Source organism: Paenibacillus lentus, from assembly GCF_042714055.1.
In the GTDB taxonomy this organism is placed as follows: domain Bacteria; phylum Bacillota; class Bacilli; order Paenibacillales; family Paenibacillaceae; genus Fontibacillus; species Fontibacillus lentus_A.
Genome location: NZ_JBHGVC010000013.1, coordinates 105843 through 131002, shown reverse-complemented (window position 1 = coordinate 131002; position 25160 = coordinate 105843). Strand labels below are relative to the sequence as shown.

29 protein-coding genes, 1 pseudogene and 1 riboswitch are annotated in these 25160 nt (G+C 48.2%); of the genes and pseudogenes, 22 read left to right on the top strand and 8 right to left on the bottom strand.

Annotated features, from left to right (window positions below; translation table 11 throughout):
- From ACE3MQ_RS22945 to ACE3MQ_RS22925, 5 genes and pseudogenes are all read right to left on the bottom strand, one after another.
- Nucleotides 1–337 (bottom strand): annotated as a pseudogene (locus ACE3MQ_RS22945) (hypothetical protein); the annotation flags it as partial.
- Nucleotides 294–530: a hypothetical protein gene (locus tag ACE3MQ_RS22940; protein WP_379397106.1), complete on the bottom strand. Its 237-nt coding sequence runs from the start codon at nt 528–530 to the stop codon at nt 294–296. The gene ACE3MQ_RS22940 and the pseudogene ACE3MQ_RS22945, both read right to left, overlap by 44 nt.
- A gap of 168 nt (nt 531–698) precedes the next feature.
- Nucleotides 699–926 carry a hypothetical protein gene (locus ACE3MQ_RS22935; RefSeq protein WP_379397104.1) on the bottom strand — a complete coding sequence of 76 codons (228 nt, stop codon included), beginning with the start codon at nt 924–926 and terminating at the stop codon, nt 699–701.
- Nucleotides 927–930: 4 nt separating this feature from the next.
- Nucleotides 931–1605 carry a GTP pyrophosphokinase gene (locus tag ACE3MQ_RS22930; RefSeq protein WP_379397102.1) on the bottom strand — a complete coding sequence of 225 codons (675 nt, stop codon included), beginning with the start codon at nt 1603–1605 and terminating at the stop codon, nt 931–933.
- Nucleotides 1606–1749: 144 nt separating this feature from the next.
- A complete protein-coding gene (locus ACE3MQ_RS22925; protein WP_379397100.1) occupies nt 1750–2124 on the bottom strand; it encodes a hypothetical protein in 375 nt (124 codons plus the stop codon).
- Nucleotides 2125–2365: 241 nt separating this feature from the next.
- On the opposite strand from ACE3MQ_RS22925, the gene ACE3MQ_RS22920 reads away from it, so the two are divergent.
- The 4 genes from ACE3MQ_RS22920 to ACE3MQ_RS22905 all read left to right on the top strand — a co-directional run bounded on the left by ACE3MQ_RS22920 (nt 2366) and on the right by ACE3MQ_RS22905 (nt 6012).
- Nucleotides 2366–3097: a zinc ribbon domain-containing protein gene (locus ACE3MQ_RS22920; RefSeq protein WP_379397098.1), complete on the top strand. Its 732-nt coding sequence runs from the start codon at nt 2366–2368 to the stop codon at nt 3095–3097.
- A 241-nt stretch (nt 3098–3338) separates the two neighbouring features.
- Nucleotides 3339–3644 carry a hypothetical protein gene (locus ACE3MQ_RS22915; RefSeq protein ID WP_379397095.1) on the top strand — a complete coding sequence of 102 codons (306 nt, stop codon included), beginning with the start codon at nt 3339–3341 and terminating at the stop codon, nt 3642–3644.
- A 121-nt stretch (nt 3645–3765) separates the two neighbouring features.
- A riboswitch (purine riboswitch) is annotated at nt 3766–3866 on the top strand.
- Nucleotides 3867–4041: 175 nt separating this feature from the next.
- Entirely contained in the window at nt 4042–4632 is a 591-nt protein-coding gene (locus ACE3MQ_RS22910) for a xanthine phosphoribosyltransferase (RefSeq protein WP_379397093.1), read from the top strand.
- A gap of 51 nt (nt 4633–4683) precedes the next feature.
- Nucleotides 4684–6012: a nucleobase:cation symporter-2 family protein gene (locus ACE3MQ_RS22905; RefSeq protein ID WP_379397091.1), complete on the top strand. Its 1329-nt coding sequence runs from the start codon at nt 4684–4686 to the stop codon at nt 6010–6012.
- Nucleotides 6013–6099: 87 nt separating this feature from the next.
- On the opposite strand, the gene ACE3MQ_RS22900 is transcribed toward ACE3MQ_RS22905, so the two are convergent.
- Nucleotides 6100–6438, bottom strand: coding sequence for a DUF4870 domain-containing protein (locus ACE3MQ_RS22900; protein WP_379397089.1), 339 nt, complete (start codon nt 6436–6438; stop codon nt 6100–6102).
- Between the two features lie 245 nt (nt 6439–6683).
- Between ACE3MQ_RS22900 and ACE3MQ_RS22895 the strand changes: the two genes are divergently transcribed.
- Together ACE3MQ_RS22895 and ACE3MQ_RS22890 are read left to right on the top strand one after the other, a co-directional pair.
- On the top strand, nt 6684–7052 hold the full coding sequence (locus ACE3MQ_RS22895) for a PadR family transcriptional regulator (protein WP_379397087.1): 369 nt from the start codon (nt 6684–6686) through the stop codon (nt 7050–7052).
- Entirely contained in the window at nt 7021–7686 is a 666-nt protein-coding gene (locus ACE3MQ_RS22890) for a DUF1129 family protein (protein WP_379397085.1), read from the top strand. Before ACE3MQ_RS22895 ends, ACE3MQ_RS22890 begins: the two co-directional genes overlap by 32 nt.
- Before the next feature lie 15 nt (nt 7687–7701).
- Here ACE3MQ_RS22890 and ACE3MQ_RS22885 read toward each other — a convergent pair whose 3' ends face one another.
- On the bottom strand, nt 7702–8856 hold the full coding sequence (locus tag ACE3MQ_RS22885) for an MGDG synthase family glycosyltransferase (protein WP_379397083.1): 1155 nt from the start codon (nt 8854–8856) through the stop codon (nt 7702–7704).
- 61 nt (nt 8857–8917) lie between these two features.
- The gene (locus ACE3MQ_RS22880) at nt 8918–9943 is read right to left on the bottom strand and encodes a serine hydrolase domain-containing protein (RefSeq protein WP_379397081.1); all 1026 of its coding nucleotides are present in this window, start codon (nt 9941–9943) and stop codon (nt 8918–8920) included.
- 403 nt (nt 9944–10346) lie between these two features.
- Between ACE3MQ_RS22880 and ACE3MQ_RS22875 the strand changes: the two genes are divergently transcribed.
- The 16 genes from ACE3MQ_RS22875 to ACE3MQ_RS22800 all read left to right on the top strand — a co-directional run bounded on the left by ACE3MQ_RS22875 (nt 10347) and on the right by ACE3MQ_RS22800 (nt 25147).
- The gene (locus ACE3MQ_RS22875; protein WP_019635239.1) at nt 10347–10544 is read left to right on the top strand and encodes a hypothetical protein; all 198 of its coding nucleotides are present in this window, start codon (nt 10347–10349) and stop codon (nt 10542–10544) included.
- A 166-nt stretch (nt 10545–10710) separates the two neighbouring features.
- A complete protein-coding gene (gene map / locus ACE3MQ_RS22870) occupies nt 10711–11463 on the top strand; it encodes a type I methionyl aminopeptidase (RefSeq protein ID WP_379397078.1) in 753 nt (250 codons plus the stop codon).
- 376 nt (nt 11464–11839) lie between these two features.
- On the top strand, nt 11840–12898 hold the full coding sequence (gene coxB, locus ACE3MQ_RS22865; RefSeq protein ID WP_379397076.1) for a cytochrome c oxidase subunit II: 1059 nt from the start codon (nt 11840–11842) through the stop codon (nt 12896–12898).
- 92 nt (nt 12899–12990) lie between these two features.
- On the top strand, nt 12991–14841 hold the full coding sequence (gene ctaD / locus ACE3MQ_RS22860) for a cytochrome c oxidase subunit I (RefSeq protein WP_379397120.1): 1851 nt from the start codon (nt 12991–12993) through the stop codon (nt 14839–14841).
- A complete protein-coding gene (locus ACE3MQ_RS22855) occupies nt 14838–15467 on the top strand; it encodes a cytochrome c oxidase subunit 3 (protein WP_379397074.1) in 630 nt (209 codons plus the stop codon). Before ctaD ends, ACE3MQ_RS22855 begins: the two co-directional genes overlap by 4 nt.
- A 3-nt stretch (nt 15468–15470) precedes the next feature.
- Nucleotides 15471–15791 carry a cytochrome C oxidase subunit IV family protein gene (locus ACE3MQ_RS22850; RefSeq protein WP_379397072.1) on the top strand — a complete coding sequence of 107 codons (321 nt, stop codon included), beginning with the start codon at nt 15471–15473 and terminating at the stop codon, nt 15789–15791.
- Nucleotides 15792–15892: 101 nt separating this feature from the next.
- Complete coding sequence (ctaG, locus tag ACE3MQ_RS22845; RefSeq protein ID WP_379397070.1) at nt 15893–16819, top strand: cytochrome c oxidase assembly factor CtaG; 927 nt, start codon at nt 15893–15895, stop codon at nt 16817–16819.
- 59 nt (nt 16820–16878) lie between these two features.
- Entirely contained in the window at nt 16879–17343 is a 465-nt protein-coding gene (locus tag ACE3MQ_RS22840; RefSeq protein ID WP_379397068.1) for a DUF420 domain-containing protein, read from the top strand.
- Between the two features lie 173 nt (nt 17344–17516).
- Nucleotides 17517–18242, top strand: coding sequence for a hypothetical protein (locus ACE3MQ_RS22835; protein WP_379397066.1), 726 nt, complete (start codon nt 17517–17519; stop codon nt 18240–18242).
- 47 nt (nt 18243–18289) lie between these two features.
- The gene (locus ACE3MQ_RS22830) at nt 18290–18697 is read left to right on the top strand and encodes a GntR family transcriptional regulator (protein ID WP_379397064.1); all 408 of its coding nucleotides are present in this window, start codon (nt 18290–18292) and stop codon (nt 18695–18697) included.
- A gap of 2 nt (nt 18698–18699) precedes the next feature.
- On the top strand, nt 18700–19596 hold the full coding sequence (locus ACE3MQ_RS22825) for an ATP-binding cassette domain-containing protein (protein ID WP_379397062.1): 897 nt from the start codon (nt 18700–18702) through the stop codon (nt 19594–19596).
- Nucleotides 19597–19662: 66 nt separating this feature from the next.
- Complete coding sequence (locus ACE3MQ_RS22820) at nt 19663–20568, top strand: ABC transporter ATP-binding protein (protein ID WP_379397060.1); 906 nt, start codon at nt 19663–19665, stop codon at nt 20566–20568.
- A complete protein-coding gene (locus ACE3MQ_RS22815; protein WP_379397058.1) occupies nt 20561–21853 on the top strand; it encodes an ABC transporter permease in 1293 nt (430 codons plus the stop codon). Before ACE3MQ_RS22820 ends, ACE3MQ_RS22815 begins: the two co-directional genes overlap by 8 nt.
- Before the next feature lie 51 nt (nt 21854–21904).
- Nucleotides 21905–23110 carry a TraB/GumN family protein gene (locus tag ACE3MQ_RS22810; RefSeq protein ID WP_379397055.1) on the top strand — a complete coding sequence of 402 codons (1206 nt, stop codon included), beginning with the start codon at nt 21905–21907 and terminating at the stop codon, nt 23108–23110.
- Between the two features lie 173 nt (nt 23111–23283).
- Complete coding sequence (locus tag ACE3MQ_RS22805; protein ID WP_379397053.1) at nt 23284–23724, top strand: MarR family winged helix-turn-helix transcriptional regulator; 441 nt, start codon at nt 23284–23286, stop codon at nt 23722–23724.
- Nucleotides 23725–23800: 76 nt separating this feature from the next.
- Nucleotides 23801–25147: an MATE family efflux transporter gene (locus ACE3MQ_RS22800; protein ID WP_379397051.1), complete on the top strand. Its 1347-nt coding sequence runs from the start codon at nt 23801–23803 to the stop codon at nt 25145–25147.
- Nucleotides 25148–25160: the final 13 nt, after the last annotated feature.

Sequence of the window (25160 nt, the reverse complement as noted above, 5' to 3'; positions counted from 1 at the left end):
TGTGTATAAGAGGCCGCAAGCCTCGGCGCGGCAGCATGGCGCGCGGCTTCTCCCGAGCAGCGGCTGTCGCTGCTCGGCTGGACGCGCGAGACGCTGCTCGCGGCGGTGTTTGCGGCATGGGCCGAGGCGAAGCCGCTGCCCGATGCCGCGGAGGCCCTGCGCGCGGCGCTGGGGCCTCTAAAGGCGGAGGCCCGGCCGCGCACGGGGGGGCCGAGCATCGCCGAGTGGCTCGCGGAGATGGCGGAGCAGGGCAGCCTGCACGCCCCTGGGCCGCAGTTCCACGACGTCCAGATTCACCTGGACAACGTGGAACCTTCGCTCCCCTCGACGGCCACACCAGCGCGTGCCGCTGGAGGAGCGGCGTCGGACGCGCCAATGGTGTCTGCCGCCCAAGCATCCTCCGCCAAACGGTCGGCGGCAGGAGCAGCAGCTTCCGGCACGCGTGCTTCATCCGGCAGAGGCGTGCCGTCAAGCATAGCCACGCCATCCGGCGCGTCAGGATCGGCCCGCACCAAGGGGCGAGCGGGCACAGCCTCATCGGCCACGCCCGCTACCGCAGCCGCCGGAGCACCCAACGCCGAGGCTTTGGCCAAGCTTCTCCCGGGCGTGCCGGGAGCGGCTAAGGGCCTCGGCCTCGTGGTCGAGGGCGCCATGCAGCGAGCGGAGGAGCTGGCCCGCCAACTGCAGCGCAAGCCGCGCTAAAGGGCTCCGGCGGCGCCTTCGCTAGGGTTGGCCGTGAACCGTACAGCTCCAAGCGCCGTCGCGTTTTGCACCGCTCGCTGTACGTCGCCATACCGCGCGATCGCCGCTGCCGTTAGCGCCAGATCGGACGCCGGGAACCGCACAACGATGCCCGGCAAAGCAAAACAGGACAGCCGCAGAGATGGTTTACACTCTGGACGGCTGTCCTGTTTTGCTTGCATCACCCGGTTACGGCATGGACGCCCCGGGTTCGGGAAGTGCCGCTTCGGCAGCGCCCATAATTTCCTTGCGCAGTCCGTGCATCTTCTTATCGAGCGCATCGGCGGCCTTCGCCGCTTCCGTCAGCTCACGGACGACATGAGGCGGAACCTGCTTGTCGTACTTATAGAACAGAATATGCTCCATGCTGGCCCAGAAATCCATCGCCAGCGTCCGCATTTGAATCTCCACCTTCATCCAGCGCTGTCCTTCGAACAGCGTCAACGGAACTGCTACGATCACATGCAGGCTTTGATACCCGTTGGGCTTCGGCTTTGCGATATAATCCTTTATTTCAATGATGGTAATATCTTCTCTATGGCGCAGATGATCCAGCAGCTTGTAAATGTCCTTCACGAACGAAAAGACGATGCGCATGCCGGCGATATCATGAATTTTATTTACCATATTGTCAACGGTCATATCCAGACCTTTGCGTTCCAGCTTATCGAGTATGCTTTTGGGTTCCTTGATTCGGGTTTTGATATGCTCAATCGGGCTGTATCCGATATGAATTTTCCACTCGGTTTGAATCAGCTTAATCTTATTCTTCAACTCGTCCAGTGCAAGCTGGTACAGCGTAGGGAGCTTCTTCCATTCCTCCAGCTTACGCAGTTGATCATCTCCGATTTCCCATTGATACAATTCCCGCAAATCCAACTGATTTAACAGGGAGCCTTTATCGCTTGCATTTACTCTATCCAGATTAATCTACTCCTAAGTTTAAAAATTGTTCCATGCTACCTCCTTATTGTACCTTGAATGACTTGGCAAAATCAAAAAAATGAATCATTTGTTCAGAGGGCTCTTGCCGTTATAACCGGGATCGTTATAGTCGTGGTTTTGCAATTTTCCGAGCACGCCTAAGCTTATGATCGACCTCCGTGTTTGCTCGTCGCCATATTGGTATAGTAATGTGTATAACTCGATCATCCGATCGTTAAAATGCTCCGTCGCCTCATCATGATCCGCGGATTTATACGGTACGGGAGCGCGTCTGAACGTGTAAAGATCTTCCTCTGACAGCTCGGCGATTTTGTCGCGCAATTTTACGAGATCCTCATCATCCAAAAGTACTCTGAACTCAGTGGAATCTTGATTTGGCGCTTCCTGGATCATGCGGTGAGCGACGGACACGTAATAGGGCTTCTTTCCTATTTTCATCTGAAAATCCCCTCCAACCAGATTTACATACGATTAATGTCTTTATACACAGCGGCTTCACAGGTGAATCAAAGGAATGATCGGGGATTTTCACTAGGCGGTTAAATCTGTTATGATAATTACGATTTCGTAGACTGCAAGTGGGTTTAATTACTGAAAAGATACAGGAAGTATTCCCGGCTGGCGGGACAATATAATTTCAGTCACATCAGGAAGTTTATGAAGACGGGAGGAGCATGTCATGAAATTTTTGCAGCGGATTAAAGATGGTGCGGGCAAAGTAACCGATAAGGCGCAAAACGCGGTCGAGATCGGGCGATTGAACACGCAGATTAATAATATTGAGCGTGAAATGGACTTGTATTTTCAAAGAATGGGCGAGGTATTCTACGAGGGATATCGAATTAAAGATATGTCGCTGGCTGAAAAAGAAATGGTCGATTTAGCCAAAACCTGCGACTTGTTGGCCGAAGAACGGGATGAGATCCGGGGCAAAATTGCCGAGCTCAAAAATGAACGCCTCTGTGCTTCCTGCAGCAAAGCGGTTACGGAAGAAGCGTTATTCTGCCAATATTGCGGGCATAAGCTGGAGAAGGCGAATAAGCCTGCACAGATACATGATGAAGAGGAAGAGAAGGATGCCGGACAGAAGCCGGTGAGCGACCCGCTGGCATTGCTGGAAGAGAGTGCGCTCTTTGCCTCTTTGGGTCAGGAGGAGCCGACCATAGAAGAGCCTGTCGAGCGGATGGATCCGGAAGAGGAAGCACGGCGGTTGCGTGAGCTTGACCGGGAACGTGAGCGCCAGGAGGAACTGGATCGTCGCATCAGAACCTGGAAAGAGAATGTGAAGATAACGGATCATGTCGCTGCGGCAAAGGAGTCTCTGCAAGGCGAATCAACCTGTCAAATTTGTTCGGCGCTGCTAGTGAAAGGAACGAAATGGTGTCCACACTGCGGCTCCGAGCAAATTTGACGAGTAAGCTGCAGCGGCCATGACAGAAAGTTCACCGAGTTGTTATAATTTGTACCTGACCTACGGACATTTGAACCGTAGTAAATAGTAGGCGCCACGAAATTTGCCGGCACGGTGGTATACGGAAGATAAGTTCCGCCCCCCGTGCCTCATCTGTTTTAACAGAATGCGCCTAGCGAATGTAGGGAAAGCTGTAATTGCGCCTCTACATACTATGACTACTTTTAGGAGTGTGGACATCGTGGAATGCATCGTTCATTTTGAAGTGGAATATAAGCAGGAGACAAAGGAGCTTCGCGGACTTATTTTTTTGGATGAGGGCAAGGCCCCGACGGAGAAGGATTTTTTATTGATGTTTGAAGACATGGGGTACAAGCTCAGACTTACGGATCAGGATAATTTGGTGTTCACGCCGATTGTGCCGAGCTCGGAATATCAAAAAATCCGCATTCGGCGACTCGATACCGGAGAAAAGAGCTATCAGGAAGATGGAGAATTGAAATCGATCATTTCGAATCTGCTTCCTAAGGATTCCAGACCGATCTAAGGCAGCCTGATGCGCCGCTTATCTATTTATTCGCAAATTATTTACCTAATCCACGAAATACCTCTTTATTTCTATGGATCGTTTGGGTTATACTTCTAATCATTGAATCAACAGATTTCGACAATATTCTTTATAAGCTTCTCGTATATGTGCAGGAATCGGCCTGCACGTCTCTACCTGATCACCGGAAATGATCGGACTACGGGGAGAATTCGAATTGTCGTACTAGCGACGGTTATTTCCTGTTCATCTTGACCGAAGTTTGGTATGCCAATGCCCTGATGGGGCGAATTCTGCCATGAAGTCCATTTCTCAGCCTTGGGAACTGGGCTTTTTTTTATTCCAGTGCGGAATGAAGAAGGCGACACGCTAAGAAAAATGAAGGGGGAAGAGCGAGATGAAGCTGCTTAAAGATAAGGTGATAACGGAAGGTATCGTGCTGAGCGATCAAGTGCTGAAGGTGGATTCTTTTCTAAATCACCAAATGGATCCGGTGCTGATGAAAGAAGTTGGCGCTGAATTTACGCGGAGATTTGCGAATGAACGAATTACGAAGGTGCTGACGATCGAATCCTCAGGCATCGCCCCGGCGATTATGACCGCGCTTGAGCTGGGGGTGCCGATGATTTTCGCCCGTAAACACAAATCGCTTACGCTCAGGGACAATATTCTGGTTGAGAAAGTATATTCTTTCACAAAAAAAGAGAGCAACGAGATTACGGTGTCCAAGAAATTTTTGAGCTCGGAGGATCGCGTGCTCATTATCGATGATTTCCTGGCTAACGGCGAGGCCGCCTTCGGACTTGCCCGAATCGTAGAGCAGGTCGGTGCCAGCGTAGCCGGCATCGGCATCGTTATTGAGAAATCATTCCAGCCGGGAGCGAGGCTGCTGAAAGAGGCGGGGTATCGCGTCGAATCTTTAGTGCGCATCGCTGCTTTGGAGAACGGTACAGTTTCTTTTATGGATGAAGCAACGGCAGAACAATAATCATAGACCAGAGATCAAATCAGGTACAACTTGGGGAGGAACTAGAATTATATGGAGCGGGAAGCCATCTTTCAAAAAAATAGACATCCAATCAAAACGTTATCACTAGGAATTCAGCATGTGCTGGCGATGTACGCTGGAGCGATTATCGTGCCGCTGATTGTCGGTAATGCGTTAGGGCTGAGTCATGAGCAGCTCACTTATTTGATTGCCATTGACCTTCTGGCCTGCGGCGTAGCAACGCTGCTCCAGGTGTGGGGCAACCGCTTCTTCGGTATCGGATTGCCGGTTATGCTCGGCTGCGCGTTTCAGGCGGTATCGCCGATGATCGCGATCGGCTTGACCGATGGGATGGGCGTATCAGCGATTTATGGAGCGATTATCGCTTCGGGGCTGTTCGTCTTCTTATTTTCCGGACTGTTCGGCAAACTGATCGCCTTGTTCCCGCCTGTCGTAACAGGCTCTGTGGTGACGATTATCGGGGTGACCTTGATTCCTGTTGCCTTGACTGATTTGGGAGGCGGAAATCCAGAGACGAATCCTGAATTTGGAAGTCTCCTGAACCTTTCGCTGGGCTTCGGGGTTCTACTATTCATTATTCTGATGAACCGGTTTGCCAAAGGGTTTCTTCGCTCCATTTCCGTTTTGATCGGCCTTATAGCTGGAACGCTTGTCGCCGGGCTAGCTGGCGGTGTGAATTTGAAGCCGCTCCAGGAAGCGAGCTGGTTCCATACGCCTCAGCTGTTTTATTTCGGGCCGCCGACTTTTCACGCATCGGCCATTTTGACAATGATCTTGGTCGCAATTGTAAGCGTCGCGGAATCGACGGGCGTATTTATGGCGCTCGGTAAAATTGTGGAAAAGGATATTACGTCCAAGGATTTGGCTCGCGGTTACCGGGCCGAGGGATTGGCCATTGCCCTGGGTGGATTGTTCAACTCGTTTCCTTACACGACTTATTCCCAGAACGTAGGGCTAATTCAAATGAGCCGGGTGAAAACCCGCGATGTGATCGTGGTAGCCGGCGGCCTGCTCGTCCTGATCGGCTTTGTTCCGAAAATCGCCGCGTTGACCCAGCTTGTTCCGCCTTCCGTCCTTGGCGGCGCAATGATTGCGCTCTTTGGGCTGGTGCTGTCCTCGGGCATTCGCATGCTGGGGGATCAGGTAGATCTCAACCGTCATGAGAACCTGCTGATTATCGCCTGCTCTGTAGGCATGGGGCTTGGCGTTACGGTTGTGCCGGATATTTTTCAGCGTGTGCCGGAGTGGCTCCGTATTCTCGTCGACAATGGCATTGTTGCCGGCAGCTTCACCGCGATCGTGATGAATTTATTGTTCAACGGACTAAAAGGCCACAAAGTGAAAGCAGCATCTAAATAATATGAACTCCAGTCTTATTGGAGAAAAGACAGAACGGTGACCAGGCCTAGAGCAGGCTTGGTCACCGTTCTTTTATCGATAAGGAATCTACATTCGGTTCAACTGTCGTTCGGCAAGCTCGCCGATCCATGGGAGCTTAAGCCACTTGCCTTGCAGCGACGTCAGCATAAGCAAAAGCCATAAGGCGACGCCAAGCGCGTTCAGCAGCAGTCCTACTACAATCCCGATCAAAGGGAGGAAGCCGGCAGCCGCATGGGCGATCATGAGCCCGGCGAACAGCATCACGGATTGAAGCGCGTGAAAAAGGACGAAGCGGCTTCTTTTCTCTACCGCAAGAAATATGACACCGCCAACAAAAGCGAACAGATAGCATAGAAATGCAGCTACATTCTCATAAAGACCCGTAGAGGACTTGAAAGGGGACATGAATACCTACCTTCTTTCCGTCAAGAGATGAAGGGAATGGGCTTGTTCCCTGTCTCAATAGTCAGTGTATGACGAGCCTTTGGGGTACAGAACACATATTGACTTCTAAAATCGCTTTAAAGTATACTATGTTACAATACAAGGTAGTTGTTTCTAAGGTGAAGTTTACCTAACTAACTTGTATTGCAAGATAGTTGATGAGTACGGTCTGATTAACAACAGTAGCTGGAATGGAGAAATGCAGGATGACAACCTATAGCCAGATGTTGAAAGGCATTTTAGAGGGCTGTATTTTAGCCTTGATGGAGAATAAAGAGATTTACGGCTATGAGCTATCGGCGCTGCTGGAGCAATCCGGCTTGGCGTTTGTCAGTGAGGGAAGTATTTATCCGCTGCTTCTACGGATGCAGAAGGAGGAACTGATCCGCGGAGAACTCCGGCAAGACGGGATATCGGGGGGGCCGCCGCGCAAATACTACAGACTCACGGATAAAGGGGCGGAAGCTCTGCTGCAATTTCGGAGGTCATGGGATGGACTGCGGCAAAGCGTGGATCATGTATTATCGAAGGGAGAAATGGGCGATGAAAATCAAACAGATGGTAGAAGAGAATAATCGGCTGAGAGCGCAGCTGACAACGGAGAATGAGGAGTACTTTGGCAATATGGTCAGTTATTTGCGCTCCAGCCGGATTGCTCAAGGCAAGGCGGAGGAGCTGCTGCTGGAAACGGCCCAGCATTTGCTGGAGGCTCAGCAGCATGGCAAGACGGCTCGGGAAGTATTCGGAGAAGATCCGGAGCAGTATTTTCAAGAGCTTGTAGAGAATTTGCCGAAGCAGGGCATCGGCGAGAAACTATCGTATTACGTGATGGTGCCGTGGATTGCCTTGACCTGGATGTTTGCGATGCATGCTCTGTTTGGCTTCATTTCTATCGTATTCGGTGCCAGTGCGGGATTGTTTAATCGGATAAGCTTGTTCTCCGTGCTGATGCTCGTATTTGCCTCAATTGCCGTCATTGAGCTGGTGCTGAGGATTCTGAAGCGAGAAAGCGTCAAAAAAGACGGCAAGGGCTACGCATTCAATCTGAAAATAGCTGCTATATATGCGGGCTACATGCTTGCGATGATTTTATCGGCAATCTATTTGCACGATAAGCTGCCGGTGTTTGAAGTGGCGCCATGGGTGAGTCTGCTGTTGTTCGCTGCGGGATTGGCCGGTCAGAAATTCATTTTTTTACGGGATCATTAACGCCAGGCAAACGGGCTACAGCACGAACGAATGGTTGCCGTCTAGTACGGAAGCAGGCGTGAACCACTGCTCTATAATGTCTTTGACGATGATTTCGGCTGCGGCAGGTTTGCGTAAATCATCAATCTCTTTATAGATGCGGGAGAGTCGCTCCTCATCCATCAGAAGCGAGTCGATTTGGCTGACAAGTGTTCCTGGGTCATTAGCGATGCTGGCAATCCCTTTACGTTCCAAATAAAGGGCGTTATTGAGCTCTTGGCCTGGTACGGGGCGATACAAGAATATAGGAAGCCTGCTGACGAGTGATTCGGATAGCGTAATTCCTCCAGGCTTTGTAACGATGCAATTGCTCAGCTGCATAAGCTGGGCAATTTCGCTTGTATATCCGAATAGATGAAAATGCTGATAATGGCTCAGTTCCTGTTTAAGCTTGCGATGTAGCTCCTTGTTCCTTCCGCAGACGGCGATGACCTGATAGCTTTCGTTCAACAACAGCGTCTCGCAGATGTCCCGAATGCCCTGCATGACCCCGAATGCTCCAGCCATGAGCAGAACAGTGCGCTTGGAGGGATCAAGCTGGCTTAGTTGTTCCGGTTCCGCACGGCTGCTCTGGCCGAAGTCCGGCTTAAGCGGAATGCCGCTTGCCAGTACCCGGTTCGCCGGAATGCCGCGTTTCACGACCTCCTCTTTCAAATCCTCTGTAGCCACATAATAGCGGTCAACATCCGGATGAACCCAACGGCTATGCAGGTCAAAGTCGGTGATGATATTGACGAGCGGCAATGTTAATCCTGTCCTTTTTAGCAGCTTTGGCATAGCTAATTGAGGAAATGTATGAATAATAAGATCAGGCTCTATGCTGGAAATGGCCTGCTCCAGCTTTCTCATGCCTAGCGAATTAAGCACGCTTAATATCGATGTATCCGGCTGCATGTCCTTTGTTGCATTGTAGACCCACCCATACAGGATCGGCATGGTTTTGAAGCTTTGCAAGTAGACGAACTTGGTCATCTCATTTAGAAAAGGATGCGCCTCGGCCATTAAGTCCAGCAGCACCACATCCGTTATCCCTGAATGATGAAAGCTTGCTTCAAGAGCTTTGGAAGCCTGATAATGCCCATCGCCGTAGCTGGCATACATAATTAACACTTTGGGCGAGTTTGAAGACATGGCTAATCCCTCCGATAAATTCCAGATTAGAGAACTCAAAAAAAGTGTCTAGCTATTGCGGTTAGCTATGCTTCAATGCAGGCATAATAAACTTTTCCAGCAACGGTCTGGGGTTTTTCCAACGATTCAAGGCGCTGGCCGCCGTAAATACAACAACAGAATCCAGGGCGGGGATGACATTGATCTGCTGACCTCCATGACCATGCGCATACGCAAAGGGTATTCCGTTGGCCTTGGCCGTCCACCAATGATAACCGTAGCGGCCATACCCTGGATTTTCGGCCGATATTGGGGTCATGGATTCGAGCAGCCAATCGGCAGAAAGAATCCTCTCTCCTTCCCAGACGCCGCCTTGAAGACAGAGCATACCGATCTTCGTCATATCCCGCGCGGTTAAATGAAGCCCGATATGACCCATCGAATGCCCCTCTGGACTTGCACTCCACACGGCCTCTTCAATGCCGAGAGGGTCAAACAAATATCGTCTTGCATAGTCTGCCGCGCTTAGCCCTGTCCATTCTGTCAATAATATGGAGAGCAGATGACTATCTACGCTGCAGTATTGGAATGTGCCAAATTTATGCTCCTCGAGAGGAAGCTGAAGAATGTATTTCGTCCAACTGCGGCTTTGGTGGAAACGGTGAATAAAGGCTTCTCCCATTTTAGCACCAGTCTTCCAATAAAAACCAGAGGTCATCGTCAATAAATGACGCAGGGTTAATTGCTCCCAGAGCGAATCAAGGGGGCCAATGGCATATTTCCTTACAGTGTCCGCGACGGGCTCATCCAGCGGTGGCAGCTGCCCCCGGCCACTTGCGATTCCCAGCAGAACAGAGAGGATCGACTTGGTGGCTGATCGTAAGTCATGAAGATCAGAAATATCAAAACCGTTATAATACCGCTCAATAAGTACAGTTCCATTGCGGACAACGACAAAGCTGTGCATTTTAGGGAAACGCTGAACGATTTCTTCATCCGCTGCCTGGAGCAGCTCCTGCGTCTCCTTGTTGCAAGCAAGGGAAGAACGGGGCGGAGATGCGGTAGGTGAAGCGGCAGGACAATCGTGAATGCTGCTGACTGGCTGCATGTCATAACTCCCTTTCTCAATCTTATATATTTATTGTAACCAGAAATCGTACAGAGCAATAATTCTTGAGACGAATCCCGGTCTGTTAGCTTAGAAAGTACGTCAATTGACGTTTTTTATTTTTACAAAAAAAGTGTGCGTCTGGAAGAAAGCTGTAAGGATGAGCTGAATATGTTACAATATAAGAGATAGGAGGTTATTCCATCAAGTTTGCGACTGTCCCAAGTACATGGACAACACTATGCTAGCACGCTTGATTAAGCGGGAATTTCTATGGGTATGTAATAGTGTCAGGTGCCTGCCGAGAAGGCGCAATACAGCCTACAACTTCATGAAACAACATTACTTTTCGGCGTTCTCGAAATCGGAGCATTAATTACAAGCGTTCTGGGAGGGAATATGTATGGCAACGAAAGGTCACAATGAAGTAAAGGAAAGTCTGCGGGAAATGACCCGGATATTTAAACCGAAAGATCCGAAAAAATTCGTAAAGGAATACGTCCGGAAATATCGCATCATGGGTGGATACGAAGAAGAATTGACGGACTTGGTTGAACATGAAATGGGCAAGCTGAATTCGGTCAACTCGTCCGTATCTTAGACGCTTCCCATCAGCATGAATGATTTGTAACGGTTAAACCAATCAGGAGCACTTGATACCCGTCTTGCGGCGCTTAGGCTGCAGGACGGTTTTTTTCTGCTTGTTCCTACATATATTATATCAACGGTTATTAACGTGGTATTAACGTCCATGAGAGGAGACGGAAATGAAAATCATCTTAAAAACGCAGGATGAAATTGCAAAAATCCGTGAAGCTGGAAAGATTCTTGCCGAGTGTCATCAGGAACTAGCAAGTCGAATCGGCCCGGGGATGACCACCTTGGAAATCGATCAATGGGTGGAGAATTACTTGGCCGGGAGAAGGGCTTCGCCAGAGCAAAAGGGATACCGGGGCTATCCTTTTGCAACCTGCGCCTCGGTGAATGATGTCGTATGCCATGGCTTCCCGAATCATCGCCAGCTTCAGAACGGAGATATTATTACGATTGATATCGTCGTGAATAAAAACGGCTGGCTTGCCGATTCGGCTTGGTCTTACCGTATCGGAGAAGTTAGCGAAGAAGCCGACAGGCTGATGGCCGTCACTCGCAAAGCGCTGGAAACGGGAATCGCTCAGGCCGTTCCGGGCAATCGTATCGGAGACATTGGCTCTGCGGTTCAGAGCGTAGCGAGAAAAGCGGGGATCGGCATCGTGAAGCCGCTGATCGGTCACGGCATTGGCCGCTCCATGCATGAGCCGCCGGATGTCCCGAACTTCGGTCGGGCACGCACCGGAGCGCTTTTGCGGGAGGGGATGGTCATTACGATCGAGCCGATCTTTACTTCCGGCGATACGGGCGCCGTCCTATGGGAGGATGACGGCTGGACCATCCGCACGGCCGATGGAAGCCTGGGCGCGCACTATGAGCATACGCTTGCGATTACAAAAGAGGGTCCTCTCGTCCTTACTTCCTTGTGAAGAGGACGAAAGGATCCTCTTTTTTGTGCAATTGTGACAAGAAATTCGCTGAAATGTCGAAAATGGTTCAAATCATTCGCTGATAGGCAAAGCGGGGGGAACCTTCTCGCAGTCTAGTGATCGAGAAACGAGGTTCCTGGGTAATTAGAAGGATGGAAACGCTCGCAAACCCTTTTGTGACGGGCTTTTTCAGACATTTGAACAATTTGTGAACTCCCCTGATCTCATTGACAAAAGAGGGGTTCGCTCTTATATTTAATAAGTGATTGTTTTAATTGACAGGATTGCAGTTTCCGTGCTAAGGCAGGTAGGTTTTTCCCAGGCGAGGGAGTAGGCCTGTAATCATCGGAAGAATATGTAAAAGTGGGGTAGATCAATGATGAAACGGTGGAAGGCTGGGAAGAGGCTTGTTCCTTTGTTTGCTGGGCTGACGCTCTTGCTGTCCGCTTGCGGTCGCGAAGACTTGTCTGCGCTCAGACCACAAGGCCCGGTAGCACAAGGACAGTTTGATTTGATGAAGCTTTCAATTACGATCATGTTCTCGGTACTCGTAATTGTATTCGGCATTGCGGCCTATGTATTGATTAAATTCCGTCGCAAGCCAGGGGATAAGGAGATGCCTAAGCAGGTTGAAGGTAACCACTTGCTGGAGATTATTTGGACAGGGATTCCGCTCATTCTGGTTCTCATCCTTGCCGTAGCAACGGTGCAAAAGATATTTGCTTATGGCGAGAACTATTGGGAGGATAAGGACGCCATTCGGGTTAAGGTGACGTCGCATCTGTTCTGGTGGGAGTTCAATTATCCGGATTATGAAATTACGACGGCTCAGGACTTGATTATTCCTACGAATAAGAAAATTGCTTTTCAATTGAAAACAGCGGACGTTATTCACTCCTTCTGGGTGCCTTCACTCGGAGGTAAGACGGATACGAATACCGAGGGAACGATCAACACGGCATGGCTCGAGGCCGAGAACGAAGGCGTTTACCTTGGGAAATGCGCGGAGCTGTGCGGGCCGTCCCATGCCTTGATGGAATTTAAGGTGAAGGCGGTAAGCCAGGAAGCATTCGATACCTGGGTAACTGCGATTAAGCAGCCGGTTGAGCCGATCCAGGATCCTGCTCTCGCTGAAGTGTTCAAGACGCAATGTCTAAGCTGCCATGCGGTAGGCGATCAAGGCGGACCGATGGGGCCGAACTTAACGGGGATCGGAAACCGCGAGACAGTCGCCGGCATTCTGATTAACGAAGAAGGCTCGAATAAACCGTTCAAAGGCAAGCCGGTCAAGGAGAATTTAATCGAATGGCTGCAGGATCCACAAGCTATTAAACCGGGGAACCACATGCCTTCTCCGAAGGAAGACCTTGGACTTACGGACGCAGAAATTGAAGGAATCGCTGAGTATTTGGCTAACATCAAGCTGGAGTACTAGCACCCAGCTGATCAGATGCATTGATGCACAGGAATTTAAAGGGGGTACAAACCTTGGCTCACGCTCACAGTGTCAAGCGGCACAAGGGTTTGATGGATTGGTTGACAACGGTTGACCACAAGAAAATAGCCATACTGTATTTGGTTGCAGGCGGCTTCTTCTTTGGCATAGGCGGAATCGAAGCAATCTTGATTCGTGTCCAGCTATGGAAGCCAATGAACACGTTCGTGACCGCTCAGCAATTCAATGAGTTGATCACGATGCACGGAACTACAATGATATTCCTCGGGGTAATGCCGATAATCTTCGCGATAATGAATGCGGTTATTCCGCTTCAAATCGGGGCTCGCGACGTAGCGTTCCCCTTCCTGAACTCGCTCGGCTTCTGGACGTTCCTGTTCGGGGGATTGCTGCTTAACCTGAGCTGGTTTATGGGAGGCGCTCCTGACGGGGGATGGACGGCCTATGCGCCGCTATCCTCGACGACTTACAGTACGACGCACGGGGTTGACTTCTATACGATCGGTCTGCAAATCGCCGGTCTCGGTACGCTAATCGGGGGGATTAACTTCCTGGCTACGATTATTACGATGCGCGCGCCGGGCATGTCCTTCATGCGAATGCCGATGTTTACCTGGACGACCTTCGTCACGTCGGCCATGATTCTGTTTGCTTTCCCGGCAGTTACGGTTGGCTTGGTGCTACTCAGCTTCGACCGGATTTTGGGAGCTAACTTCTTTAACGTAGCAGGCGGGGGGAACCCGGTTCTGTGGCAACATATTTTCTGGATCTTCGGGCACCCTGAGGTTTATATTCTGATCCTGCCTGCATTCGGAATTATTTCCGAAGTCGTGAGCACATTCTCGCGGAAGCGCTTGTTCGGATATAGCTCCATGGTATTCGCAACCATCCTGATTGCCTTCCTGGGCTTCATGGTTTGGGCGCACCATATGTTTACGACAGGAATGGGGCCAGTAGCTAACGCATTGTTTTCCATTGCGACGATGCTGATCGCGGTTCCGACCGGGATTAAGATTTTCAACTGGTTATTCACGATGTGGGGCGGGCAAATTACGTTCACCACATCGAATCTATTCGCCGTCGGCTTTATTCCAACCTTCGTTATGGGTGGGGTAACCGGAGTCATGCTGGGCTCTGCTCCAGCGGATTATCAGTTCCACGATACTTATTTCGTCGTAGCGCATTTCCACTATGTTATCGTTGGTGGACTTGTCCTGGGATTGTTCTCCGGTCTGCACTACTGGTGGCCGAAAATGTTTGGTCGGGTATTGAACGAAACGCTTGGAAAAATCGAATTCTGGACGTTTATTATCGGGTTCCATTTGACCTTCTTCTTGCAGCATTTCCTTGGCTTGATCGGAATGCAGCGCCGCGTATATACATATCTGCCGAACCAAGGCTTTGATATGATGAACGTGCTGAGTACGATTGGCGCATTCTTGATGGGTGTAGGGGTCATCGTACTCCTGATTAATATTTTCATTACAGCAAGAAAACCTGCTGGCGTAGAAAACGATCCTTGGGGAGACGGCCGGACATTGGAATGGGCTATTCCATCTCCTCCGCCAGAATATAACTTTAAGCAGCTTCCGCTTGTGCGCGGTCTTGACGCATACTGGAAGGAGAAAATGGCTGGCCATAAGGAAATGACTCCAGCAGAGCCGGTAGGGCCGATTCATATGCCTTCGCCAACGATCATTCCGTTTGTCATGTCTGTCGGTTTGTTTATTGCCGGACTCGGCTTTATGTTTACTACCGATGATTTTGGAAACAGCTTCCTTAACTTTATGTTTAATAACTATATTGTCGTCATTATCGGTTTAGGTATTACCTTCGGCTCCATGATTGTCCATTCTTTGACCGACGATCCGGGCTGGCATATTGAACCCGAAGAACTCGATGGGAAGGGGGTAGAAGCATGACCACTCTTCATGCAGAGCAGGCTACAGATAAGTTACCCCATGAACCGGAGAAGGCAACACTGGAAGGCCGCAATAAAATTATGGGCTTCTGGCTCTTCCTTGCAGGGGAAGCAGTTCTGTTTGGTACTTTATTCGCAACATTCTTGACGCTTCGGAACCAAGTGGCTGACGGCCCGTCAGCCTCCGAGCTGTTCAGCCTGCCGATCACGGCTGTAGCTACATTGATCCTTCTGGTGAGCAGCTTGACGAGCGTGTTTGCTATTCAGGCTATGCATCGGGCGAATAAAAAGTCGCTTTTAACATGGTTGACGGTGACAGTAGTGCTTGGTCTAGGCTTCTTGTGCCTGGAAATCTATGAGTTTTATGAGTATGTTACTCATTATGGATATGGCATGACGACAAGTGCTTTTAGTTCCTCGTTTTATACGCTTGTCGGTTTCCACGGAGCGCACGTTATTTTCGGTATTTGCTGGATATCGCTTTTGATCTTCCAAGTAGCGAAAAAAGGACTGACGGTGGTTACGGCACCAAAGGTGTACGTTTCCGCCATGTACTGGCACTTTGTTGACGTCGTTTGGGTGTTTGTTTTTACAGTAGTTTACCTGCTCGGAAAGGTGGTAGGCTAAACGATGGTGGATCAGCGTAACAATGACGGTGCGGTGGTGAAGCATCGGCACCGTCACGAGGGGCCGCAGAAGCATGTCGTCGCTTTTATATTCTCTATCGTATTGACAGCGATCGCTTTTGCTACTGTAGCCGCCGGAGGCGTAAACACGGCCTTCACGGTAATTCTGCTGCTCGCGATGGCGGTTCTCCAAGTGCTCGTCCAGCTTGGCTACTGGATGCATTTGAAGGATAAGGGTCATATGATCCCGATTATCTTCATGGCTGGAGGATTTTTCGTCGCCGGGCTATGTATCATTGCGGCACTTTACTGGATGTGGTGGTAAAATAAAAGAGGCGGGCTTGCCTATAAGCCCCCTCTTTTGTATATTATGGGGTCAGTTCACAATTTGGACAGATTTCCAAAGCGGCGGAGGGAGTTTTCAAATTGTTGGGATTACAATATTTTAGCTTTAATGATGTTTGGAGTCCCGTATTAATGTCATTCATGCTGTTAATAACAGCTGGCTATTTCCTGCTTGTCGGCCCGCTTAGCGAGAGATTTTCTCATAGCGAACCGACATCGGCTGGCCGAAAAGTGATGTTCGTTGCGGGCATGTTCTTGTTGCATTTGGCCCAGGGTGGACCTGTTAATTTGCTGGGGCATACGATGTTCAGCTTTCATATGCTGAGTATGGCCTTGTCTTATATCGTTGCTCCCCCGCTAATCATGTTAGGAATACCGCCATGGATTTGGCGTTCGATCGTGAATGCTTTGGAAAAAACTCCGGTCAAGAAGCTGAAATTTATGGTTCATCCCGTCGTCTCTGCTGTCTTATTTAACGGATTGTTCTCAATCTATCATCTCCCTGTGGTTCATGATTATGTTATGCTTAATTTTGGGGTTCACCGCCTGTATTATGTGATTTTATTCATTACAGCGGTATTCATGTGGTGGACGTTCGTCAGTCCTGTTCCGGAGCGTGCAACCCCTCAAGGCTTAAAGAAGCTTGGTTTCATATATTTGAATATGGTGCTGCTGACGCCAGCCTGCGGCTTGATCATTTTTGCCAGCGAGCCGCTTTATGCAACATACAGCGACCCGAACGTATGGGCCAAAGCCATGGGGTACTGCGTTCCTGGAGGAGATCCCTCTGCTTTGCTGAGTCAGTTTGGCGGTCCGGAGTTTTTTGGATTCCTAGAGACACAAGTTGATCAGCAGGTAGGCGGCATACTGATGAAATTTATACAGGAGATCATTTTCGCATCGATGCTGGCCTATGTATTTTTTCAGTGGTATCGGCAAGAGAATAAAGAGGATGAAGAGGACGAGCTCACCGCAGATGTGCCTCCGCGTGAACTAAATCAGGCGTAAGGCAGCTTAATGATTGAACAACCTCTATAAGATAACGTTAACGAACCAGGAGGATGGAAATGGACGTATTCACCCTATTCCCCACGTTAAGCACATCATTTATCGTCATCAGTGCAATATTGGTGGCCATCGGCTGGGGACTGATTATTAAGGGCAAAAGAGAAGCCCACAAGAAAACAATGATCGCCGCTGCGATCGCGGCAATTATCTTCTTCATTATTTATACGTCACGCACGGCATTTATCGGGAATACCGCTTGGGGCGGGCCGGCAGATCTTAAGCCGTATTACCAGACATTCCTTATTTTCCATATTATTTTGGCGACGGTCGCAGCTGTCTTTGGAATTACAACCTTGATTTTGGGCTTTAAAGAAAAATATGCAAAGCATCGTAAATGGGGAAGAGTCACGTCAATTATTTGGTTCTTCACGGCAATTACGGGCGTAGCTGTGTATGTGCTGTTGTACGTACTCTATCCAGGTGGACATACGAAGCCGGTATGGGATATCCTGCTTGGCACATAAAGTAGTTGCAAGGATCTCTATCCATGAGCGAAGCCGCTCTGATAGAGGTCTTTTTTTTTGCCTAAAAAGGGATTGACGTATTGAAAGCTTCCGTGCATACTGTGTATAATGATATATACAGTAAGCACACATAACGATGAATGATTTACTACAGCGCAGAAAGGTTGAGCGGATTGAACAACACCTGGAAAGACGGATGGTTTATTTTCAAAAAGGATTTCATGCTGGATCGATGGTACTTCATTTGGAACGTCCTATTTATGCTTTATATCGCATTGATGATCAGCGCGATGGTTAATCCGCATGGCGAGGGAACGTCAATTCTAAATTCTATGGCGGATTTTATGTTCCTGACGTTAATTCCTACTATGGGTTTCTACTTTTCCAGAAGATCATTTAATTATATTAAGGAAGATTCGTACACACGCATGCTTCATTACTATCGGACATTCCCGATTCCTAACATAGCGATTATGAAGGGGCGGGTTATCCAACTGATCATCGCAATGATATTTAATGCCATCATATTCTATCCGGTTTTTTATCTTTTTTCGAGAAATGCAGGTGGAGCGCTGCATAATGCTGGACAGCTTGGTGCTTTTGCACTTACTTGGACTGGGTATGGACTATTAATTAATGGAGCATATATTTACTTGGAGTTTTTAAATAAAGGCCGGAAATATCTTTGGATTAGCTTTGTTTTATTGTTCTCCACCGGGTTTCTGGCATTCGTGGTTCGTTGGTTTGGCGGGAATTTGCTCTTATTCACCTTAGAGCAGTCTGTACGGTATTCACTGTTATCACCACTGATGTGGGGGGCGTTGATCGTGGGTGGTACGTGCCTCGCTTTATTCTGCAAAATAACTTTAAGCAAGCTGGGAAAGAGAGACTTGATATGATCATTGAAATGGTTTGGATATGGATTACCCGGAGGTGAGATGGAAAGGTGTGGATTCCCATTCAAATCAACGAGAATAGTGCTGAGCCTTTATATTTTCAAATTGAGACGCAGCTGCGCTCTTTAATTGTCAGTGGGCAAATTGAAGAGGGGACACTGCTTCCTTCTATCCGGGAATTTGCAAGCAGCTTAAAGTGCAGCGTAATTACAGTCCGCAGGGTGTATCAGGATTTAGAGAATGAGGGGCTACTGCTTACGAAACAAGGGACAGGCACCTTCGTAGCCCGGGTCGGACACAGCGAGAGGAGTGAATACCGCAAGATGGTCGTGCAAGAAGCCTTAGAAGCTGCAGTCGATGCGGGCTTATCCGTTCAATATAGCGAGGAAGAACTGAGGGCTCTTTTTCTGCAAATCATAAGAGACAAATACCGCTCAGAGGCTGGGGAGGAAACGTAGATATGACGGAAGCATTGGCGCTGGAGATGAATCATGTCGTAAAGAAACGTCGGCGAAGAACCATCGGGCCGATCAATCTCCAAATCCCGCAGGGGTACATCGTTGCGCTAGTCGGCTCTAACGGCTCAGGCAAAAGTACAATCCTTCATTTGCTGACGCAGAGCCTGATACCGGATGAAGGGGAAATCAAGTGGTTCGGGGAAAAGGGATCTGGCGGTTTACCGATAGAGATCAAAAGTAAAATAGCCTATGTGTCGGAGAATCCGGTCAATGAGGAAAACTATCAAACGGCGGAGCAGGCTGCTAGCTTTCGGGCTCACTGGTATCCGGCTTGGGATCAAAAGCGGTTTGACCGATTAATGACGCGCTTTGATGTGCCGAGGAAAGAACGATTAAATCGTATGTCCAAAGGCGAGCGCCGCAAATTCGAGGTTGCTGCCGCACTTGCTGCGAGCCCGAAGCTGCTTATTCTCGATGAACTTTCGTCCGGGCTCGATCCTTTTGCCTGGAAGGACATGATCGAGGAGCTCCAGGAATGCATGATCGGGGAGGATGTAACGATCATCATGGCAACTCATATTGTGGAGGAAGTAAAACGGCTTGCCGATTACATCGTACTGGTGCATCAGGGCGAAGTGCTGGGAATGGTGGAGAAAGACTTGCTCTATGGGAGCTGCTATGAGGTTTGGGTACGCGGCGATATTGCTGAGCTAAAAGCAAGCCCTGGCATTATTCAGTATGAAGAAGATGAACCAGCGATTCATAAATTGATCGTGCGGGACGAAGCTTTCATTGCCGATTTGCAGCAGTCTGCAGAGCTGCAAGTACTGCGAAGCCGGGCTCTTGAATTGGAAGAGGTTCTTGAATTATGGATTAAAGGGAATCGCCCCGAATATTAACGAGGATCGTGTTGATGTATTAGGTTAGGAGAATGGAAAAGGAAAAAGAAAAAGGAGGCTGGAAAGATGGCAAAACCACTAGTACTGGAACAGGTAACGAAGCAGTTTGGGGATAAAACGGCCGTGAATAGAATTTCTCTCCAAGTAGAGGAGGGAGAAATATACGGTCTGCTGGGGGGCAATGGAGCCGGCAAAACTACGACGATGCGGATGGTTCTTGGTTTGATCTATCCCGACGATGGACAAATTCTATATCACGGACAAGAGTACAACACCGAATTGCAGCATAAGATGGGCTATTTGCCTGAAGAGCGCGGCTTATATCCCAAAGTGAAGGTCAGCGACCAAATTATATATTTGGCTCGGCTAAAGGGAATGTCCGCTCAGGAGGCGGATAAGAGTCTGCGCTACTGGCTTGAACGCTTTGAGGTGCCGGATTATTACAATAAAAAAATTGAAGAGCTGTCCAAAGGGAATCAGCAAAAAATGGGTTTTATTGCGGCTGTCGTGCACAAACCTAAAATACTGATCCTGGATGAGGCCTTCAGCGGCCTTGATCCTGTCAACGTCGAGCTGCTCAAAGCGACGGTAAAGGAGCTGCGGAATGAAGGAACGAGCATCCTGTTCTCTACCCACCGTATGGAGCATGTAGAGGAGCTTTGCAATAATATCACGATTCTTCAGCGTTCCAATACGGTACTGCAAGGCAATATCCAGGAGATTAAGAAGCGGTATCCGCGGGAAGAGGTTCTGCTTCATACGACCGGGGCGGTCTCCGGCCTGGAGGCTATCCCTGGAGTAGAGCGTGCCGAACGCCGCGAGCGCGGATATTCCATCCGAATTTCCGATGTAGCGGCTGCTCAGGACATTTTACGTAGAGCGATGAGCGAAAGCATGGTAGAGCATTTTGAAATCAAGGAACCGACATTGAATCAAATCTTCATTAAAGAGGTAGGTGAGTCCCATGAATAAGATGCTGCCGATCATTAATTTCACGTTTTCCAATAAAGTCAGAACGAAATCATTCTTAGTCACTACGATTATATTTGCTGTATTGATATCTATCGGTATTCATGTGCCGTACCTGATTCAGCTGTTCTCCGGAAACGATAGCACGGGATCGCAAATCGGTCTCGTTTATGGCAGCCAGGCTGAGATTGCGGAGTCATTAGAAGCATATATCGACAAGCAGCCGGACGCCAAAATCACCTTCGTAAAATACGAGCAAGTCAATGAACAGGCACTCGTAAACGATTTTGAGAACGGAAGGATTAAAGGTTATCTGGAGTTCGGCGAGGCGGAAGGCTTACAATTTCCGAAGGTCATCTACACCTCCAAGAAAGAGAGCATGGCTTGGTCGCTTCAATCGGCGCTTCAGCCTGCCCTTGAAAATGTAAAAATGCAATATGTGACGCAAGGAAGCTCTTTAACGGATGAGCAAATTGCAGCGATTAGCACGCCTGTCGTCATTGAAGAACAGAAGGCGGGAAAGGCTGCCGAAGCTGATAACGCCGCTAGTTCTGAGGAAATTGCGGAGACTGCTGCCATCAATTATGTAATTGTATACGGGCTTATCGTTCTGTTCTTCATGACGAATATGATGACGGGCAACATGATCGCCGCAGAGGTAACTTCCGAGAAAAGCTCGCGGATCATGGAAATTCTAGTTACGAGCGTCTCGCCGCTGATTCAAATGTTCGGCAAAATCCTGGGCATGTTCCTGATCGGTCTGCTGCAAATCGTGATTTTTATCGCCGTGGTTGCCGTTAACCTTGCATTGCCGTATAATCAGGCATCCTTGGGGGAATTCGATTTGAATTTATCGCAAATTAACCTGGAAATTCTGATTGTCGGTCTAATCTTCTACATTTTAGGTTACTTCCTGTACGCTACTTTATATGCGGCAATAGGCTCCATCGTCAGCCGTACGGAGGATCTGGGCCAAGCGGTCATGCCGATTACGATGCTTTCCCTGGCGGCGTTCTATGTTGCCATGTTCAGCTTGTCGTCGCCGAACTCTCTGCTGCTCAAAGTGTGCTCCTATATTCCGTTTGTCTCTCCGGTGACGATCCTGCTTCGTTTTGGAGTGGGTGACGCTTCATTCCTGGAGGTCGGCTTATCCCTAGTCATTCTTCTCGCAGCTATTTTCTTCTTCAGCTGGCTGGCCGCGAAAATCTATCGTACCGGCGTCCTGCTGTATGGCAAGCGTCCGACGTTGAAGGAGCTGCGCAAAGCAATGAAGGCATACAAGATTTAGACTAAACTATAGTTAATACTTCATAACCATATACAAAGGAGAACATAGAACATGAAAAATTGGAAACGATCGCTCTTATCGCTCTTAATTTCTGCAGGTCTGCTCGCAACAGCAGTCCCGGCTATGGCTGCTCCACAGCAGCCGGCTGTGAAGATCAATAACCAAAACGTTGAATTTGCAATGAATGCACCTATTGTGGATCAGGGAACAACGATGGTTCCATTAAGAACGACGCTTCAGGCGATGAATGTTCAACTGAAAGATGTGCAGAATGGCAGTATTTATGTGGTGATTGACGGCAAGGAGATTACGCTCGAGAGCAAGACCAAGTTGATTGACGGCGTGACGTATGCTCCAATAAGAGTCGTTGGGGAAGCCGCAGGCTACGAAGTGCATTGGGTTCAGCAATCCCGTACAGTGCTTTTGGTCTCTAAAGCAACGGGGGAAGGTGCCCGTGGTTTCATGTGGGAAGTCGAGAATAACGGAAATACGGTGTATCTGGTAGGGTCGATTCATATTGCAGACGACAGCTTCTATCCACTGCGTTCGGAGTTCGAGGAAGCTTTTGCCGAAGCCGATTATCTGGGGGTTGAGATTGATATCAGCAAAGCAGCAGATGAAGAACAGCAGAAGCTGATCATGAATATGGGAATGTATCAGGACGGTACGACTCTGAAGGATCACGTTTCCAAGGAAACATATGCGAAGGTTGAAGAAATTCTGAAGCAAAACGGAATGGAGCCGAATGCTCTTGATGCCTTTAAGCCTTGGGTTGTAGAGACCACCATCAGCACGCTTAAATCGATGAATGCAGGATATGAAGCTGCTGCCGGAATCGATCTGTATTTCATCCAAAAAGCGATGGAACGCAAACTGCCGATTCTGGAGCTGGAATCCTACGAGTCCCAGTTGGGCATGTTCAATGGTTTCTCCAAGGAACTGCAGGAAAAGAATCTAAATGCTGCATTAGACAATTTCGATGTTCTTGATGATTACGTGGATGAGCTGGCCGACACGTGGAAAACAGGGGATGACCAAAAATTGCTGGAGTTCACCAACAGCATGGCTGACGATCCGGAGTTTAACAAAGCGATGCTGATTGATCGAAATATCGTGATGGCCGATCAAATCGATGGTTACCTGAAAAGCGAGAAGAAAGCCGAGTATTTCATCGTGGTTGGCGCAGGACATTTCCTGGGTAAGGATGGAGTTGTTCAGCTGCTCAAGGATAAAGGCTATTCAGTCGTTCGCAAATAATAGTAACTTAATCTGTACAACAGCCCTTTCGCTTCGGAGAATGAAGTTGAAAGGGCTTATTTCATTTAGATAAAATACAGATATCTCCATTTCAGCGATAGAAGGTATTATATACTTGTAAAACGCAAATAAATAAAGTATAACTATTAGGGAAAGAATGGGAGGTGAATCGATTGGAAAATTTGCGTGATATGTTTCAGGTTATGACTCGAAGGTTCGGCTTGCTCAATAAAGTATGCTGCACTGCGGGCGGGCTGGATATCTCGCTTATTCAAAGCCATATTCTATATGAGATAGATAAACAGCATAAACCCAACATGCAGCAAATAGCTGATACACTTGGAACTGACATCACTACATTTAGTCGTCAGATCCAGAACTTAGTTAAAATGAAGCTTGTCCAAAAGACGCCAGATCCTAATGATCGGCGCATCTATATCCTATCCCTCACGGCTGAGGGCAAGTTCATTGCCGAAACGATCGATCAACAAATGAATTCATTTTTAACTGAGGTATTCTCCCATATGAATGAGTTTGAACGCCAAACGGTGGTTCGTTCCATTCAATTACTAAATGACTCCATGGCAAAATCAAAAGCGTGCTGCTCACCATAATGCAGTGATCAATGTCATATAGTTGCAATTTGCAAGTTTTAATTCCTGCCTGGAAGTAAACAAGGAGATGCAATATATGAAGGGGACATATAATTTAACTGAAGGCCCAATTACACCTACGCTCATGAAATTAACATTACCGATCATTGCTACAAATTTCATCTCTACGACTTATGGTCTTGTGGACATGATATGGGTAGGAAGGCTGGGAAGTGATTCAGTAGCAGCGATAGGGACAGCTAGTTTTTTTGTGAACTTGGCTGTCGCTTTGTCCACGCTAGTATCCATAGGTACGGGGGTCAAAGTTGCACACAGCATGGGCGAAGGCAATACAGAGAAAGCTATGACGTATATAAAGAATGGATTTGTGATGTCCGCACTACTTGGCATATTATATATGTTATTTATTTTCATCACGAAAGATAAGCTCATAGATTTCTTTGTACTTGCAAATGCGGAAGTCGAGCTAATGGCTAAGCAGTTTTTAGTCATTTCTATGATCGGCCTCATTTTTTCGTTTATAAATACATTATTCAGCACAATCTTAAACTCCATGGGCAATAGCAGAAAACCATTTCAGATTTTCACTATCGGTTTCCTTGTTAATATCATTCTGGATCCCTTACTAATATTCGGATTTGGATCTATCAGAGGGCTCGGTGTGGCTGGGGCAGCCATTGCAACAGTAACAGCAAATCTCATAGTCACTTCTTTATTTCTGGTTTATACAAGAAGCTTGCATCTATTCCCCAAAGGAGTCTCTTTTCAAACAACTCAGATGAAAGAAGTTATTATGATGGGCATCCCTATTACCGTCCAGCGGGTTACTTTCACCATCATCTCTATTCTGATTGCCAAGATTATCGTGCAATGGGGATCGGACGCAATTGCAGTGCAAAAGGTCGGCATTCAGATTGAATCGATTTCCTATATGACCATAGGTGGGCTTCAAGGAGCTATTGCAGCTTTTTTTGGTCAGAATTACGGGGCAAGGAATCTGGGTCGGATTAAGCAGGGATATTATCAGGCCTTACTAATAACAATGATCTTCGGTATTTTGATATCCATTATATTTGTTTTATTCCCGAAACAGTTATTTTCGGTATTCCTGTCCGATGAGGCCAGCCTTGAGTTAGGCGCTAGTTATATGAGAATCATTGGCTTCTCGCAGCTATTTATGTGTATCGAATTGATGACGGTCGGCGCATTTAATGGATTAGGAAAGACACATATTCCACCAATATTTAGCATTGTTTTGACAGCTCTTCGCATACCGATGGCGATTGTACTATCGGTACCTTTTGGATTGAATGGCGTATGGCTTTCCATTGCGATCAGCAGTGTGCTTAAAGGAATTGTTCTCGTATGCTGGTTTATTGGATATCTCCGTAAAATGGATAGAACCTTAACTTATAAAGCCTAAATAATCATCGAAG